General features: G+C 26.4%; 16 protein-coding genes and 2 tRNA genes. 8 read left to right on the top strand and 10 right to left on the bottom strand.

Annotation, left to right across the window (positions count from 1 at the left end):
• The first annotated feature begins 1 nt into the window (after nucleotide 1).
• The 3 genes from BABL1_RS02820 to mutL all read left to right on the top strand — a co-directional run bounded on the left by BABL1_RS02820 (nucleotide 2) and on the right by mutL (nucleotide 3,260).
• Nucleotides 2–652, top strand: coding sequence for a hypothetical protein (locus BABL1_RS02820; protein WP_023792128.1), 651 nt, complete (start codon nucleotides 2–4; stop codon nucleotides 650–652).
• A gap of 9 nt (nucleotides 653–661) precedes the next feature.
• Nucleotides 662–1,186: a hypothetical protein gene (locus BABL1_RS02815; RefSeq protein ID WP_023792125.1), complete on the top strand. Its 525-nt coding sequence runs from the start codon at nucleotides 662–664 to the stop codon at nucleotides 1,184–1,186.
• Between the two features lie 85 nt (nucleotides 1,187–1,271).
• The gene (mutL, locus tag BABL1_RS02810) at nucleotides 1,272–3,260 is read left to right on the top strand and encodes a DNA mismatch repair endonuclease MutL (protein ID WP_023792122.1); all 1,989 of its coding nucleotides are present in this window, start codon (nucleotides 1,272–1,274) and stop codon (nucleotides 3,258–3,260) included.
• Here the strand turns inward: mutL and BABL1_RS02805 are convergent.
• The 7 genes from BABL1_RS02805 to mgtE form a co-directional block, all read right to left on the bottom strand.
• Nucleotides 3,253–3,465, bottom strand: a complete 213-nt coding sequence (locus tag BABL1_RS02805; protein WP_146617286.1) for a hypothetical protein — start codon at nucleotides 3,463–3,465, stop codon at nucleotides 3,253–3,255. The two genes, mutL and BABL1_RS02805, sit on opposite strands and share 8 nt — an antisense overlap.
• A 178-nt stretch (nucleotides 3,466–3,643) precedes the next feature.
• The gene (locus BABL1_RS02800; protein WP_023792116.1) at nucleotides 3,644–4,045 is read right to left on the bottom strand and encodes a nucleoside triphosphate pyrophosphohydrolase; all 402 of its coding nucleotides are present in this window, start codon (nucleotides 4,043–4,045) and stop codon (nucleotides 3,644–3,646) included.
• Between the two features lie 281 nt (nucleotides 4,046–4,326).
• Nucleotides 4,327–5,613 (bottom strand): clostripain-related cysteine peptidase, encoded by a 1,287-nt coding sequence (locus BABL1_RS02795; protein WP_023792113.1) that lies wholly within the window; start codon nucleotides 5,611–5,613, stop codon nucleotides 4,327–4,329.
• A gap of 147 nt (nucleotides 5,614–5,760) precedes the next feature.
• Nucleotides 5,761–6,402 carry an alanyl-tRNA editing protein gene (locus BABL1_RS02790; protein ID WP_023792111.1) on the bottom strand — a complete coding sequence of 214 codons (642 nt, stop codon included), beginning with the start codon at nucleotides 6,400–6,402 and terminating at the stop codon, nucleotides 5,761–5,763.
• Nucleotides 6,403–6,595: 193 nt separating this feature from the next.
• Nucleotides 6,596–6,670: transfer RNA gene (locus BABL1_RS02785), tRNA-Glu, on the bottom strand.
• 6 nt (nucleotides 6,671–6,676) lie between these two features.
• A tRNA-Lys gene (locus tag BABL1_RS02780) sits at nucleotides 6,677–6,752 on the bottom strand.
• Nucleotides 6,753–6,915: 163 nt separating this feature from the next.
• The gene (mgtE, locus tag BABL1_RS02775) at nucleotides 6,916–8,283 is read right to left on the bottom strand and encodes a magnesium transporter (protein ID WP_023792108.1); all 1,368 of its coding nucleotides are present in this window, start codon (nucleotides 8,281–8,283) and stop codon (nucleotides 6,916–6,918) included.
• A 361-nt stretch (nucleotides 8,284–8,644) separates the two neighbouring features.
• Here mgtE and BABL1_RS02770 point away from each other — a divergent pair, with 361 nt between their 5' ends.
• The gene (locus BABL1_RS02770) at nucleotides 8,645–9,592 is read left to right on the top strand and encodes an RluA family pseudouridine synthase (RefSeq protein WP_146617285.1); all 948 of its coding nucleotides are present in this window, start codon (nucleotides 8,645–8,647) and stop codon (nucleotides 9,590–9,592) included.
• Nucleotides 9,593–9,697: 105 nt separating this feature from the next.
• On the opposite strand, the gene BABL1_RS02765 is transcribed toward BABL1_RS02770, so the two are convergent.
• The 3 genes from BABL1_RS02765 to gspE are packed head-to-tail and all read right to left on the bottom strand — an operon-like array spanning nucleotide 9,698 to nucleotide 12,790.
• Nucleotides 9,698–10,426: a phospholipase D-like domain-containing protein gene (locus BABL1_RS02765; RefSeq protein WP_023792102.1), complete on the bottom strand. Its 729-nt coding sequence runs from the start codon at nucleotides 10,424–10,426 to the stop codon at nucleotides 9,698–9,700.
• A 52-nt stretch (nucleotides 10,427–10,478) separates the two neighbouring features.
• Nucleotides 10,479–11,006 (bottom strand): type II secretion system protein, encoded by a 528-nt coding sequence (locus BABL1_RS02760; RefSeq protein WP_023792100.1) that lies wholly within the window; start codon nucleotides 11,004–11,006, stop codon nucleotides 10,479–10,481.
• Nucleotides 11,007–11,065: 59 nt separating this feature from the next.
• Nucleotides 11,066–12,790 carry a type II secretion system ATPase GspE gene (gene gspE, locus BABL1_RS02755; RefSeq protein WP_023792097.1) on the bottom strand — a complete coding sequence of 575 codons (1,725 nt, stop codon included), beginning with the start codon at nucleotides 12,788–12,790 and terminating at the stop codon, nucleotides 11,066–11,068.
• A gap of 151 nt (nucleotides 12,791–12,941) precedes the next feature.
• Here gspE and bamD point away from each other — a divergent pair, with 151 nt between their 5' ends.
• From bamD to BABL1_RS02735, 4 genes are all read left to right on the top strand, one after another.
• Nucleotides 12,942–13,775, top strand: coding sequence for an outer membrane protein assembly factor BamD (gene bamD, locus BABL1_RS02750; protein ID WP_171814731.1), 834 nt, complete (start codon nucleotides 12,942–12,944; stop codon nucleotides 13,773–13,775).
• A 25-nt stretch (nucleotides 13,776–13,800) separates the two neighbouring features.
• Nucleotides 13,801–14,163: a YraN family protein gene (locus BABL1_RS02745; protein WP_023792092.1), complete on the top strand. Its 363-nt coding sequence runs from the start codon at nucleotides 13,801–13,803 to the stop codon at nucleotides 14,161–14,163.
• Nucleotides 14,141–14,803 carry a phosphatidate cytidylyltransferase gene (locus BABL1_RS02740; RefSeq protein ID WP_023792089.1) on the top strand — a complete coding sequence of 221 codons (663 nt, stop codon included), beginning with the start codon at nucleotides 14,141–14,143 and terminating at the stop codon, nucleotides 14,801–14,803. The genes BABL1_RS02745 and BABL1_RS02740 overlap by 23 nt, the downstream gene beginning before the upstream one ends.
• Before the next feature lie 90 nt (nucleotides 14,804–14,893).
• Nucleotides 14,894–15,646: a sulfotransferase domain-containing protein gene (locus tag BABL1_RS02735; RefSeq protein WP_023792086.1), complete on the top strand. Its 753-nt coding sequence runs from the start codon at nucleotides 14,894–14,896 to the stop codon at nucleotides 15,644–15,646.
• Nucleotides 15,647–15,662 lie beyond the last annotated feature (16 nt).

The raw sequence follows: 15,662 nt of genomic DNA, 5'->3' as shown, positions 1-15,662 counted from the left end.
AATGGAATATATAGGAATTTCTATAAGCGATGAAAAATTAATCTTGAGTGCTATTGGTACAGGTAGAAAATGTTCAAATATTGCTTATTCTGTATATGATATATCTCAAGTGCCCGTTATTAATGGTATAATATTTAATATAACTTGTTTAGAAGATTTGATAAAAAAATTTTCTTTAGATTATAAAATTAAATCTAATAATATAATAATAAGCATAAATAATTCTACTATTCATCAGCAAATTTTTCAGAATTTTACTCAAAGCAATTATAAAAAACTGGAATTAAGCAACTTAGATAATTATTTTATAAAAACACAAGAATTGCAATTTTATCCTTCCAGTATCTTTTATCAAGCTGCTATTATTAACTATCATATCTTTCAATATAATTTATTGGCAATTAACTTAGGCTTTAATTTAAGTTGCTTGACCACAGATTTTATTTCATGGTATTACTTTTATAAAGTTAATTGCTCTAAGGTTACAATTGAAGCTAGTGCTAATTTATCTATAGATTATTTAAGAGCTTTTTTTAGAAACGTAGCATTGGATAAAGTTAAAATTTTAAAAGAAGAGTTATGTTTAAACATTGAGCATGACGATTTAATGACAATATATGGTATGTATTATTTATATATATTTGCTGATTAAAAATTCGGTATGAGCCTAATAAATTTTTCTGATTTTAATAATATAAAAACTCATAAGATATTAAATAAATTAACTATTACTTTTTTTATTAGTATTACTTTGATTAGTATAATTACTATTTCTTATTTTCAATTAAAGCAATTAAATATTTATTTAAAATTAAGAGATGATTTTTATCATTTAGATAAGTATGTTCAAAATCAAAAGTATATTTTTGATAAAAAAATTAAGTTGAACAAGAGCATTAAGCTATTAGAATCTAAACAAGATATGCTAATATCAAAAGTTTATAAAGTAAAAGATATTTTAAAATTTATTATGCAACATATACCGGTCAATATAGCTATAGATAATTTTTTATATACTACAAATAAATTGAATATTAAAGGACAATCAAAATCTTGGATTTCCTTGGGCACTTTTGCCAATAAATTGAGTAATAAACTTGGTAAACTTTTAAAACATAAGACTAGCATTAAAACCTCTGAAGATATAACTTTAATATTATATGAATTAGAGTTTGAATTAAGTTAAACTCTGTTTTTTGATAGCCTTTTTAATTTATCAAATAAGCATTATACTTATTAATAAATAATTTATATTAAAGTTGATCATAAAAATGACTAAAATAAAAATACTTGATAGTCAAGAAATACAAAAAATTGCCGCAGGTGAAGTTGTAGAACGTCCTGTAAACGTATTAAAAGAATTAATAGAGAATTCTATTGATGCTCAAGCTGATCAAATTACAATCTATTTAGAAGATGCTGGTAAAAAGTTAATCAAAATCATTGATAATGGTATAGGCATGTCTCCTGAAGATGCTAAAATTTGCTTTGCGCATCATGCAACTAGTAAAATAACAACCGTATCAGATTTAAATAGCATTACTACTTTTGGATTTAGAGGTGAAGCTCTTTCTAGCATTTCGTCCGTTTCTAAGATATTATTAACAACTAAACAAGAGAATGATCAGTTAGGTACCACTTTAATACTTAATCAAGGTAAGATAGAAAAAGAAAGTGTCTCAAGTTGTAATATGGGGACAGAGATAACGATCGAAGACTTGTTTTTTAATGTTCCGGCTCGTAAGAAATTTTTAAAGTCTAGAGAAACTGAGTATAGAGCTATTGTTAGTCTTTTTCATGCTTTTTGCTTCTCCTATACTAATATTGGTTTTAAATTATATCATGAAAATAAGCTAATTTATAACTGTCCTTCTACAAATGATTTGATTAATCGTTTTGGGCAATTATATAATTCAGAAATCATAAGAAATATTATTCCTATAGATTTTATAGATAAAAATAAAAATACTGGTTATAAGATTACCGGAGCTATATCTACTCCAAAGTATAGTCGTTATGATAGAAATCAAATATTTTTATTTGTAAACAAAAGATGGGTAAAGAACTATAAATTAGTACAAGCTTTTATCAAGGGTTACCAAGGAATGCTTGAAGTTGCGCGTTTTCCATCGGGGGTAATTAATATTTTTGTTCCTTTTGAAGAAGTGGATATAAATATTCATCCTAAAAAAGAGGAAGTTCAATTCTTGCACCCACGATTAATCGAAAATTTAATAACTATTGAGGTTAAAAAAGCTCTTGAGTCTACTTTTGATAAAAATCTTGGACAGCAAGAAGTAAAATATAAAAGTATAGATAACCAAAAAGAATTAAAATGGAACTTTTCTAATTTAGTTAATATAGAACATATAAAATATAATGATCTTGAAGATAGTAATACAAATTCTAAGATAAAGATTATTAAGCCAGAAGAAGTATTAAATATTTTGGATGAAACTTTTGAAAATAGTAATGATATTAAAATTGTTCAAGAGGCTAAAAAAGAGCAAAAATCAACCATACAAAATCAAATAGAGACAAGTTTTATAGACCCTGAAAATATTGCTATTCAAAGTCAGGAAGTAAGTATCAATAAACAAAACAATATAGAATATATTGATAAAACAAATTTGAGTTATTATAAAGAAGAGATGCTTGATTACAAGTTAATAGGTCAAATCTTTAAAACTTATATAATTATTGAAAATGACCAAGGGTTAACGCTAATTGATCAGCATGCAGCTCATGAGCGTATAATTTATGAACAAATCAAAGATAGCTTAAGTAATATTTCTAAAATAAGATTGTTATTTCCTGAGATTGTTGAACTAAATTCTAATGATATATCTATTTTGACTCAGTATTTTGATTTATTTGATCAAACAGGAATATCAATTGAACAAATAAGTATTAATTCACTTATTGTAAAAGAAGTTCCTATATTTCTGAAAAATATTTTGGTTAAAGATATTATTTTACAATCTATAGCTTATATAAATGAAAACCATAAAATTGGTCCTGATAAATTAAGAAATCTTTTACTTGAAAAAATGCATGCTCAAATTAGCTGTAAATCAGCAATTAAAGCTGGAGATATTTTACAGCCTGATGCTATGAATAACTTAATAAAAAATCTCTATAAAATAGAAAATAAATTAACCTGTCCTCATGGCAGGCCTACTATCCATAATCTTACTCTTGTTGAAATAGAAAAGTTCTTTAAAAGAAATTATAGACAAAAAGTTGACTATTCTATTTAAATTTTGAAAATATATTTTTTAATAAATTTGTAAGAGGCGGTAGGTTTCTCATTTGTAAACCTTGATTTAAAATTAAAAAGCCACCAGCAATTGTGCTAAAAGGTATTACAAAATAACTTATACCATACATTAGAAAGCCTGAACCTATTATAATAAAAAGTAAACCTATAAAGCGTTCATTTAAGTAATTCATTTTTCTTCTCATGATTTGTATCTAAATATTAACACATTTTAATAGTTTAATTATAAATATATATATTTAAATGTTAATATATTTTTATCTCAAAACATAAGTAATTACAAATAATTTTAGTTTATTTTATTGAAATATCATGTTCTATATTACTTTTTAAAACAATTTTGGCAAAATATTTATATTGTTTTTAATCTAAAATTTCAGGATATTTTTCTGGATCATTTAAGCAATATTTTTCTCCAAAGCTTCCGATAGGATGTTCTGCAATTGTGACAAATTTGCGTCCTTCAAATCCACCTCGGTTGTTATGCTTTTTATTTTTTATATTAATAATTTCTTGAAAGGCAATATTTTGAACAGTACAAAATGCTGAAATTATTTCAAGTATATCTGCTAATTCTTCTATTAAATCTTCTTTTGTATTTGTGCAGCAAACTTCTTGAGCTTCTTCAAGTAATTTTATTTTTAATTGTTCAATAAATTCTTGGTCATCTAGTTCTTTATAATGAATTTTAGATTGATTTTGATTCATTAAATCTACAAGTTTATCGCGCCACAATTTATTTTGTTTAAACTTACGATATTTCATTTGATATCCTAAAAATTAATTATTTTATATATAATTTTGTTTACTATATAAATTATATTTTAACATATATGTAAGTAATTTGAAATTAAGAATATTAATTGTAGGGTTGATAGTTATATAAATTATTCAGCTATTAAAAATCTAACATTATAAAGAAATTACATATAAGTATGTTAAATAAAATTGATAGAAACAGTTAAAAAATAAGAAAAAATTGATTAATAAATAAAAAAGCAATACCGTTGATTTATTATTTAAATTTAGGGTATTGCTAGTAAATTTTAATTTATTTTAATATTTTGTGGAGTAAAGTTAATTGGCTTTTGTTCAATTTGATTTTGCAACAAATGCTTTAACAAATCAAGCCATTTAGATTCTTTAGCAAAACTTGTATTATAATATGAGCTATCTATGATATTCATTGGTAAATAAATAGAAAATCCATATGCAAGATTTTGTGTGGTATGCCCACCACATCTGGCTACTACAGCCTGTTCAACAATAATATAAAGCTTTTCTAATGTCTGTTTTAAAGCTTTAATTTTGGATGGTCCTTGTATTGGATCTAGTTGTTCTTCAATTATTTTACAAAATGCTATAGGGTCAGTATACATAGGCCACATGCAAAATCTGGGAGTATTATTTTGTGCTTTAATAAGTATTTGATTAATTTCAGGTATATCAAGTAATTGAGTAACTATAGCATCAAGAGTTTCTTTTATTTCATTTGTGGATGATAGATCAAGGCCTGCATGAGTATAAATTCCTGACGAATCATTTTTTTTGTAATAATTATCAAATGCTTGAACCATATCCTTTATAGTATTAATCGGGTTATTTTTCTTATTAAGTGCTGATATTACACCTTGATAATCAAATCCATCAGGCAGGGAACAACTTTGATTTCCCACAAGATAATTAACAAATGGACTAATTTGATATGCTACTTCAAGCATAGATCCCATACATGTATCAAAAGCTAAAATATCAAGATTTTTACCATTTAATAAATTATTTTTAATATAATTGAGTGATCCAATAAGTTCTTGATTATTAAGATAGTTCTTTGTTGTTTTGTTAAACATAAAACCTTTATGTTTTTTATGTTCTTCAAGATATTTAAGTGAACAGTAATTAGAAATAGGCTCGGCATTTGCTTGCCATTGATCAGTATCTGAATTATATTTAGGATCTAAAATTCCCCATCCATGATTTGATAAAATTAGCATAGTATAATCATGCTTATTATCTTTAAATGCCCATGAAGAAGCATCTATAAGATCTTGTTTAGGATCACCTTTTAATTCTACTTCTTCTAGAAATGTAAGTGAATTTTTTGTTACTTTATAACGTAATCCTGCTTTATGATATGCATGTAATTGGATTAATAGTTCTATATTGTCTTGAGGTTTTGTTCTAACCATATCAGTGATATTTTTTATTGCCATATCACTTAGATCATCACTAGAATCCATATAGAAAAATACCTTCCATGTTGCTGAAAATAGTAGACTATTAAATGTAAGGGTTATTGTTAAAATAATCTTATATATTATTTTTCCTAACATTTTTTCTCCTCAATAAATAATTTAATAACCTGAAATATTTTATACTTAAGGTTTATTGAGAATCAATAATGTTAATAAAGTTTAATTAAGATTTATTATAAATGGATATTTTGCTTAGGTTAGAGTTAAGAAATGATCTAGCATTATTTATATATTATCTACAAGTTTAATTTCTATTCTTTCTACAGATTTTCCTGGGCGATCTCTTTTTAATGCTACGTATCCTACTTCTCCTGTTGATCTGACGTGTGTTCCTCCACATGGAACTTGAGCAAAACCGTCTATTTCCCAAAAGCGTCTTTGATTTTCAATATCTGAGTATCCAGTTTTAATTGGAAGGTCTTGATTAATAATTTGATTATATTGATCTAAGATTTTTTCAAAGTATATTGAAATATTGGTATCTGCTATAAAATCTATACGTGACTTATGTTCAGCTATATGAGCTCCAATTTTTTCAAATCCATATTTTTGAGTTACAATTTCAAGAATTAATTCTGCAGCAAAATGTAGTCTCATTAGTTTATGACGACGTGGCCAATCAATGGTCATTCTGACGATTTGCTCTACAGTAAAAGTATGATTCTCTGGTAAAATATAATATATAAGATGATCTTCTTTTATTGAGTTCAATATTGGAACGTTATTTATCCATGCTTTATCACTTTCTTGTCCACCAGAAAAAGAATAAGCTATAGTTTCTTCAAAAAGAATTTTGTTGTTCTCAATTGAAATGATTTTGGTTAGCAATTCAGTTTGATATGGATTATCCCAGAATATTTTCTTCATGGTGAATTTTTTACTTTTAGTTTTATTATCTATAGAAGGGTATTTTATATTTTTTTTATTGATATGGTCAAGTATTTTCCTGCGAGATTCCTGTAGTATTTAAAATATTAAGTTATAATTGCATAAAGATTATGATTTGTATAAAGCTGCTTTTGATTATCAATTGTAAGAAAAGCTCTGTCATATATTATTTTGGCGTCCCTAAGGGGATTCGAACCCCTGTTTTCACCGTGAAAGGGTGATGTCCTAACCCCTAGACGATAGGGACGTATTATGGTGAGCCGCGTTGGATTCGAACCAACGACCCACAGCTTAAAAGGCTGTTGCTCTACCGACTGAGCTAGCGGCTCCTAAATTTATGCAAATTTTCAAAACATAATTTAGAGCAAAATTTTAAAGAAGATAAAAATGAACAATAGTTTTTAAGACTTGCTATTGAGCATGATTATAATCAATATAATATAGATTGTTCTGCTTTTTGTCAAGAATTATTATACAACTTTTTTATTTTTTTTATAAACCTAAAATAATTCTACTTATATTACAATAAATTAATATTCCTAATATATCCATTATAGTAGCTAAAAATGGTCCTGCTGATAGTGCTGGATCTAGCTTAAATCTTTTTAAAACTAATGGAATTATACTACCTAGCATAACGGATACTATAACTATCGCAGCTATTGAAAGACTAATTGAAAATATTGAAAGCAATTTAGATGGATCAGGATTTGTCGCAAATACTCTTATAAATGATACTATAGCTAAAGTTCCGCCAATAGCACAAGCCATCAATAACTCACGCCACAAGAATCTATATCTATTTGCATCTGATATTTCACCAGATACTAACCCTTGTATTACTAATGCTGAAGTTTGGCTACTTACATTTCCACCAGTTGATGCTATCATTGTTAGAAATATAATTAAAAATCCAGTCAATAAATCTTCATAATGTTTTATAATAAGAGCAGAAAATGTTTGAGTTAGAAGTAAAATAGCAAGTATAGATACTCTTTGATAGTAAAGTTTTGAAAATGGTGTTTCAAAGTAAGTATGCTTAATAGGAGTTAAAGCAGATATTTTATAAACATCTTCTGCAGCTTCTTGTTCTATAATTCCTACTAATGCGTCACTGTCAATTATTCCAAGAAATATATTATTATCAGAAACTACAGGTGCTATAGTTAATTTATATCTTGACATATCTTGAGCAACTTTTTCTTGATCTTCATGCACATTAACTATTAATTCCGCTTCTTTAACAATTGAATCTAATTTAGTAACTGGTTTTCTTAAAACTAGATCTTCTAAATTGATATATCCAACTAATTCATTTTCACGTGTTGTTACATAAATAACTCTATGCAGTTCTTTTTTAGGTTGCAGCCTTTGAAGTATATTGATACTTTTTTCTATAGTTAAATCTTGCATTAATGTCAGTACATCAGTGTGCATTATACCGCCAGCTGATTCTGACTCAAATTGCATCAAAGATACAACCTTTTCTCTATCTTTTTTATGCAATAACTTTAAGTAATTTTTTAGTTCTTCATCAGAAAGATAATCAAGTAAGTCAGTTAATTCATCAAGTGGTAAACTAGAAAGTAAAGCACTTCTTTCAGTATCAGGTACTGTTGAGAGCAATAATTTCTTAGTATATTCAGAAAGATACGAAAAAACTTCAAATTTAAGTTTTTTTGGAATTGCAAGAAATAAAACTTTTGCTTTATCTTGATTAATATCGCTTAAAAATTGTGCAATATCAGCCGGATGTATATCTAAAAAATCCTGCCATAAAGAAACTCCTAGATCAGAGCTTTGAGCAATAACATCATCAATATTGTCTAAAATATCATTAAAAGTTTGTTTTATACTCATAGTATGCTCACATTGCTTTTTAAGATTTTTAAAATATTAACACATCTCTTTAGCGATACCGCTTAACATTAAGATTGAACTTCGTCGGATTTAAAATCCAGGACTCTTGTTTTGCGAACTAGTTAATACCAATTTCTATAAGTATTTACAGGCTTAGTTCGTCAGACAGATGTTCTAGCTGTCTTATATTTTTACTTGTATTTAGATTTATATATTGTTAATTGGCAACAATATAGTGTTTTCTATTCTTTTTTATAATAAACTATAAAAATTCAAATGTCTATTTTGCTTTAAAATTTTTTTAATTAATTTAAACTATATAATAATAGTATAGTTATTATTTGTTAAAAATTAAAATAAAATGGAGTTACTAATGGAACAAGAAAATACCAAAATAAGTCTAAATATCGATGAAGATAATGCTTCAAAAAGATTGGATCTTTATTTATATCAGCAATATCCATGTTACTCAAGAACTTTTTTTAAAAATTTAATTGAAGATAAGTTATTATCAATAAATGGCAAGATAATAGATAAACCAAGTTATATTACTAAGAATGAAGATCTTATACAATTTAGTTTTCCTAAATTAAAACCTTTAATTGAAAGTAACATGGATAATATTAGAGATTTAAATCTTGATGTTAGAGTTTTATATACCCATCAAGATTTTCTTATAGTTTATAAACCTGCTAATTTAACTGTTCATAAACCTAGTACCAACAGTAAAGAAATAACTCTTGTAGATTGGCTTGTATGTCATTTTAAAGAACTTGAGAAAGTTGGGGATCTAGAGCGTCCAGGTATAGTGCATCGTCTTGATAAAGATACGTCTGGAATTTTAATTATACCAAGAAATAATCAAGCTCATATTGTTTTTTCTAATATGTTTAAAGAAAGAAAAATTGAAAAGACATATATAGCTGTTGTTAAAGGTCATCCTATGTCTAGTTCTGATTTTAATAAAATAGATAAAAAAATTAGAAGAGATATTGCTCAAAGAAATAAGATGGCGGCAGATTATACAACTGGCAGAGATTCCGTTACTTATTATAAAGTGCAAAAATATTTAACAGATGCATCGGTATTAGAAGTAAAACCTATTACAGGGCGTACTCATCAAATAAGAGTTCATTTATCATCGATTAATCATCCAATTATAGGAGATGAACTCTATGGCTCAAAATCTAAATTAATATCAAGGCAGGCTTTACATGCTTATAGGTTATCTTTTAATTATAAAGATATCGATTATGTATTTTGGTATGATATTCCTTCTGATATGAAAACTATTATAGATCAGTTATAAAATTAACTTGATTTTTTTATAAAACCGAAATAGCATTGATATCGGCTAAGAGGAATTTGTAGTAATGAAGCTGTTCTACAAATACTTAGCCGACATTATTATAAATTATATATATCTAATAAATTTTAATATTTGTTTAACTATATAATCAATATAGTTATCTATTTCTCTTTTTTTATTTTTATTTTGATCATAACGGTAATTATAAGTTTCCTTTATATCTCCACTTATAAGTAATGATCTTTTTTTGATAATATCAAATTGTTGGTTATATCTATTGAATATGTTTTGATTATCAATAATTATAATATTTTCTTGATTAGCCTCGCCAGCCCTTTTAGTAAAATTATAAGATCCAGTCCATATTATACTTTTATTTGATATATTATCTTCAAATATAACAAATTTATTATGCATTAACGAACCATTTTTTTCTTCTGTTTGATAAACCCATATTGGTATTGCATAATTTGCAAGTCTTGGAATTTTGCTAAACTTATCGGCTCCATAGGTTCTATCGGAAATGCATTCTACTTTTATTCCTTTTTTGTGTGCATCTATTAAGGCTTGTGCTATATCTTTTTCTGTGATTGTATACATGGTTATTTTGATTGATTTTTTTTCACAAGCGATTAATGTTAATAGTATATCTTTTAAATTATCATCAGGAGAAAAGAAAGCTTTAAGTATTTTATTATCATTGTCTATTAATAGCGATTGAAGATAAAATTCTTTATCTTGTATTTTATTGATAATATATGCAAATAATCCAAAGCTTAACACAATAGTAGTAAATATTAGTATCAAAAATATTTTTTTTAAAATGCGTTTCATAATTTTATATAGATTAAAAGGAGTAATAATTTTTTAAAATTATTATATATCTTTAGTTGAGTAAAAGCCACTTGTTAGATATATCAATATATTTATATTGTCTTAAGTAAGATATTGAAGAGATGCCACAGCTTAAAGCATACATTGCTGTTTTGTTTTTATCTATTAAGTATATTATTCCTGCGCTTACTGTACCATCTTTAAAAAACATTATTTTTTTATTATTAAAAGTTATTGCTTTTTTTATTTTAGAAGTTGGGTTTGATGGAGGCCCTTTAGAGTTTGGGAGAAAACCAAAAGCTATTTGGGAAGATAGCTTATGAGTTTCTTTTATATCATTATTATAATAATGATATTGGTTATTTATCTCATCAAATAAGATATATTTATCTTGACTTTCTACTTTTGATTGATTTTGTAAGTATAAAGCGCAAGAGTATAATCTTTCAAGTTCAATATATATTAAAGATTTGTCGCTTAAGTTAACTACCTTAAAAGATAAACAAATAATAAAACAAGTAATTGCGATAACTATTAATATCTCAAATAAAGTAAAAGCTATTTGCTTTTTTATAATCAATTTAATTTACCATATTATTAAAAATATTTATGAGATAGAGTGCGCTCTATCTCATAATTTCAAAGTTCTACAGTTTGATCTAAATCAAGGGCTTGATCTGATGATGTAGCCACAGCTAGCACTTCTTCTATCGTAGTTAGGCCAGATTTAACTTTTCTTAAGCCATCTTGAAAGAGAGTGGTCATTCCATCTTTTTCAGCTTGTGTTTCAATTATTTTGGCATCTGCTCTTTCTACTGTTAATTTGCCGATGTCAGTAGTCATTAACATAATTTCAAATATTGGAATTCGTCCTTTAAAGCCTGTATTTGAACATTGTTCACATCCAACTGGTTCATAAAATGTCCAACTTTTTAATTCTTCTAATGAAATAGGTAACCTTTTTAAAATTTCTTGTGTTGGTTGATAAGCTCTTTTACAGCTAGGACATAATTTTCTTACTAATCGTTGAGCTATAGAGCAAACTAAACTTGAAGCTATCAAATATGGTTCTACGCCCATATCTATTAAACGAGTTATACTTCCAGCTGCACTATTTGTGTGTAAAGTACTTAAAACAAGATGACCTGTTAAAGCAGATTGTATAGCAATTTGTGCGGTCTCTTGATCACGTGTTTCCCCGATCATGATAATGTCCGGATCTTGACGCAATATTGAGCGTAAAGCTGCTGCAAATGTTAGACCTACTGACTCTTTAACTTGTACCTGCCCAATTCCTGCTAATTGATATTCAACTGGATCTTCTACTGTTATTATATTAACATCTGGTGAATTAAGTTTATTAAGCACAGAATATAGAGTGGTAGTTTTACCAGATCCTGTTGGACCGGTTACTAATATTATTCCATTTGGTTGCTCGATGCTATTGTTAATAACCTTATAATCTCGTTCGCTAAATCCTAGTTTATCAAGAGTTACAAAAGTTTTAGATTTATCAAGTAAACGCATTACTATTCTTTCACCAAAAGATACTGGTAAAGTAGAAACACGAATATCGATTGCTTTCTCTGCAACTTTTATATTTATACGTCCATCAAGTGGTATACGCTTTTCAGCAATATTTAGATTAGCCATAATTTTAATTCTTGATGTTAAAGCTGATTGTATTCTCTTGGGTGGATTTAAAACGTTATATAAAACACCATCTATTCTATAGCGTACATGAATTTCTTTTTCAAATGGCTCAATGTGAATATCTGAAGCCTCTCTTTTTACAGCTTGATATAAGATATGATTGACTAATTTAATTATAGGCGCTTCACTTGCCATTGAGAGAATGTCTTCTTCTTTTATTGTGCTTAAATCAAGCTCTGGAGTAACTTCTTCTTGAAGTTCCTCAATCATCTGTTGAGTTCCTTCTATTGGATAGTACCTGTTAATAGCATCGATAATAGAAGCTCTTGTTGCTACTGCTACTTTAGCATTTCCGCCTAATATTAATGTTAATTCATCAATAGGCTCAAAGTTATATGGTTTTGCTGTAGCTAATATAAGTTGATCGTCATAATGTAGGGGCATAATTAGATTATCTCGTAGAAATTTTATAGGAATTTTTGATAAAATTTCTGGATCTGTCATTTTTTCTTGAATATTACTAACAACTGGTATATTGAACTGTTCAGATAAAGCTTTTGCTAAATCTTCTTCTTTAATTAGGTTATTTTCGATTAAATAATTTTCAAGAGTTAAATTAGCTGATTGAGCCTCTAGTTCAAGTTCTTTTAATCTTTGTTGAGTAAAAATTTTTCGATCAATTAGTACTTGATAAAAAGATTTTCTTATCATAGATATTATCCTTTAAGTTAATTATCTTTATAAAAGATAACATAATGGGTGAATTTTGCACTTGTCGATATAAATTACATATGCTAGTCTTAAGATAATATTAATATAAAAACTTAAAAACTTATAATGAAATAATATGGTTAAAATGAATATGAAAAATATAAATACACTATTAAGTATACTTTTAATATTTGCATTAACTGGTTGTGGTAATAAAATTACAGATCATGGCTTTTTGAATTTGGTACCTGAATCTACTCTAAGCAGTTTAGAAACATCTAATGTACAAGAAATGCTTAATAAAGTTGAAAAGATCCTTAATAAGCAGACTAAAGACATGAATGTTAATGAAGTTTTATTAGCAAAAGCTTATTATGAAGATCAAAAAGATATCGATATGACCATAAAATGTGCTGAAAGAGCTTTATTGGTCTGCTCTGATCAAAATATAGCTCAAAAGGTTACGTTGCAACTTGCTCAAACTTATTTAGATCAAGGTATTTTTGACAAAGCTGAAAAATATGCTCAAGAGTACCAATCTCTTTATCCAGGTACTAGTGAAGCTAAGATCGCTGCTTATATTGATATACAATCTAACTATCTTTCTCTATTAGATTCTGATAGAGATCAAAAGAAAACTAATAAAACTTTAGAGCTTGCTAAAAACTTTTTAGAAAAATATTCTGATCAAGATACTTACCTAGATAGTGTTAATCAGATAGTTAACCATTGTTATAATAAAGTTTTAGATACTGAAATAGGTGTGATTGGCACTTATCTTGATAAGTATAATTATTATAATAATTTTTCATCTCTCAATGCAGCTCAAAGAAGATTAGCTTATATAAAAAATAAGGTATTGCCATTTATTAAAGAAAAATCTTTAGAACAAGAAAAGCTTATTAGTGATATTGAAGTTACTTTAGCAAAGGCCTCTGAAAAATTTAATTTTATAAAATCGGAAAATCAAGAACAAATAAGCTAGTAAAATCTTATAATTATTTATAAATATGAAAGATAAGATTACTTTAGGCCTAGAAGGTGAGAACTTAGTTGCTCAATATTTAGAAGATAAAGGATTTGAGATAATCGATAAAAACTATAGAACTAAGTATGGAGAGATAGATATTATTGCTAGAAATAATGATCTAATTAGTTTTGTAGAAGTAAAATTAAGACAAAATCCTAAATTTTATCTTTCAGATTTAATATCATTATCTAAACAAAATAAAATAATTAGAACTGCTTTAAATTATACTATGGTTAAGGGTTTGAGTAATTATATCTTAAGATTTGATGTAGCTTTAGTTGAAGTATTTAATGATACTGTAAATATAAATTATATAGAAAATGCTTTTACAAAACTTGATTAATTATGAATTTCTTAAAAGAATATTAACTGGTATTTCTTTATCTATAGTTATATTTTGTACTTTGCTATTTTATCCTAAAGTATTTTCTTTAATTATATTTTTAGTTTTATTCTTGATTTTAAAAATCGAATGGCCTTTACTTTGTCCTAAGTATATTAGAAATTCAATATACTATTGTTTATTTACTTTATTGTATATTATTTTACCGTTTCTGTTGATTATTTATTTAGAATTCTATAATCATTTGCTTAATTTCTATTTATTTATATCGGTTTTTTCTCATGATACATTTTCTTATATTTTTGGAAAGTTATTTGGTAAAAGTAAACTATTGCCAAAAGTTAGTCCTAATAAAACAATTGAAGGAGCTATTGGAGGCTTTGTAGGAGTTAGTTTAATTGCTTATTTATTTTTCCAATTTAATATATTCAAAGCTAACTTTATATTTTTGTTTATTATCAGTTTATTAATTACTGTTACAGCTTTATTTGGAGATCTATTTGAGTCTTACTTAAAAAGACTTTCTGATATAAAAGATTCAGGTTCTATACTGCCGGGTCATGGTGGTTTATTAGACCGTTTTGATAGTATTTTATTTAATGTTTATTTAATATACTTTTTTAAAGATTATCTAATGTAATTTTGTTTTTTATTTATTTTTTATCAATACATATTGTAGTTTTAGTAATTGAAGTAAATATTGTAAAAAATTATTTTGGGAGGTTAATCTATGAATTTTAACAGTTTAAGTATATATTTATTTTTATTATTTTACTTTAATACCCTTAAAGCAAATGATTCATTATTTTTTGTTACTACTATTCCTAAATGTGGAAGCCATTTGATAATTAAATGCTTAAATTTGATAACAAAAAAACATCCAATGTTTATTGGTGATTATTTTACAGTAGACCAGATAATGCCTTTTGTGAATTTTCCTTCAGATAAGTTTGCTTGGGGGCATTTTATGTATTCAGATGATATTAATAGTTTCTTTAAAAAATATAATTTTAAAAAATTCCTCATATATCGTGATCCTAGAGATTGGTTAGTTTCTTATGTGTGTTGGTATTCTCGCCCTGGAGAAAATATGTTTAATAACACTTTAACCAATTTTGCTCAAAAGTTAGATCTTTTACTTCAATCGGATATTTTAAAAGTTTATGAAAAATATATAGAATGGATGAACGATAATCAATGTTGTTGTATAAAATTTGAAGATTTAGTTGGTCCTCAAGGTGGAAGTACAAAAGAGCAACAAATAAGTTCAATAAAAGTTATTGGTAGTCATATTGGGTATAATTTGTCTGACTCAGAAGCACAAAATATAGCTGATAAACTTTGGGGTAATACATTAACTTTTAGAGAAGGTAAAAAAGGTAGTTGGATAAGATATTTTTCTCCTCAAAATATTACATTAATGAAAAAATTGGGCAATGACCTTTTGATTAGATTAGGTTATGAGCAAAGCTTAAGATGGTAAATTATAAAAGAGCTGT

Source organism: Candidatus Babela massiliensis (assembly GCF_000513475.1).
Classification (GTDB): Bacteria; Babelota; Babeliae; order Babelales; family Babelaceae; genus Babela; species Babela massiliensis.
This window is presented reverse-complemented; position numbering and strand designations above follow the sequence as displayed.

Bases quoted from the DNA above. Each gene is read 5' to 3' on its own strand.
- BABL1_RS02820 (WP_023792128.1), top strand. From the start codon at position 2: ATGGAATATATAGGAATTTCTATAAGCGATGAAAAATTAATCTTGAGT.
- bamD (WP_171814731.1), top strand. From the start codon at position 12,942: ATGAAAAATATAAATACACTATTAAGTATACTTTTAATATTTGCATTA.
- BABL1_RS02770 (WP_146617285.1), top strand. From the start codon at position 8,645: ATGGAGTTACTAATGGAACAAGAAAATACCAAAATAAGTCTAAATATC.
- BABL1_RS02815 (WP_023792125.1), top strand. From the start codon at position 662: ATGAGCCTAATAAATTTTTCTGATTTTAATAATATAAAAACTCATAAG.
- BABL1_RS02740 (WP_023792089.1), top strand. From the start codon at position 14,141: ATGCTTTTACAAAACTTGATTAATTATGAATTTCTTAAAAGAATATTA.
- mutL (WP_023792122.1), top strand. From the start codon at position 1,272: ATGACTAAAATAAAAATACTTGATAGTCAAGAAATACAAAAAATTGCC.
- mgtE (WP_023792108.1), bottom strand. From the start codon at position 8,283: ATGAGTATAAAACAAACTTTTAATGATATTTTAGACAATATTGATGAT.
- gspE (WP_023792097.1), bottom strand. From the start codon at position 12,790: ATGATAAGAAAATCTTTTTATCAAGTACTAATTGATCGAAAAATTTTT.
- BABL1_RS02805 (WP_146617286.1), bottom strand. From the start codon at position 3,465: ATGAGAAGAAAAATGAATTACTTAAATGAACGCTTTATAGGTTTACTT.
- BABL1_RS02795 (WP_023792113.1), bottom strand. From the start codon at position 5,613: ATGTTAGGAAAAATAATATATAAGATTATTTTAACAATAACCCTTACA.
- BABL1_RS02765 (WP_023792102.1), bottom strand. From the start codon at position 10,426: ATGAAACGCATTTTAAAAAAAATATTTTTGATACTAATATTTACTACT.
- BABL1_RS02790 (WP_023792111.1), bottom strand. From the start codon at position 6,402: ATGAAGAAAATATTCTGGGATAATCCATATCAAACTGAATTGCTAACC.
- BABL1_RS02800 (WP_023792116.1), bottom strand. From the start codon at position 4,045: ATGAAATATCGTAAGTTTAAACAAAATAAATTGTGGCGCGATAAACTT.
- BABL1_RS02745 (WP_023792092.1), top strand. From the start codon at position 13,801: ATGAAAGATAAGATTACTTTAGGCCTAGAAGGTGAGAACTTAGTTGCT.
- BABL1_RS02735 (WP_023792086.1), top strand. From the start codon at position 14,894: ATGAATTTTAACAGTTTAAGTATATATTTATTTTTATTATTTTACTTT.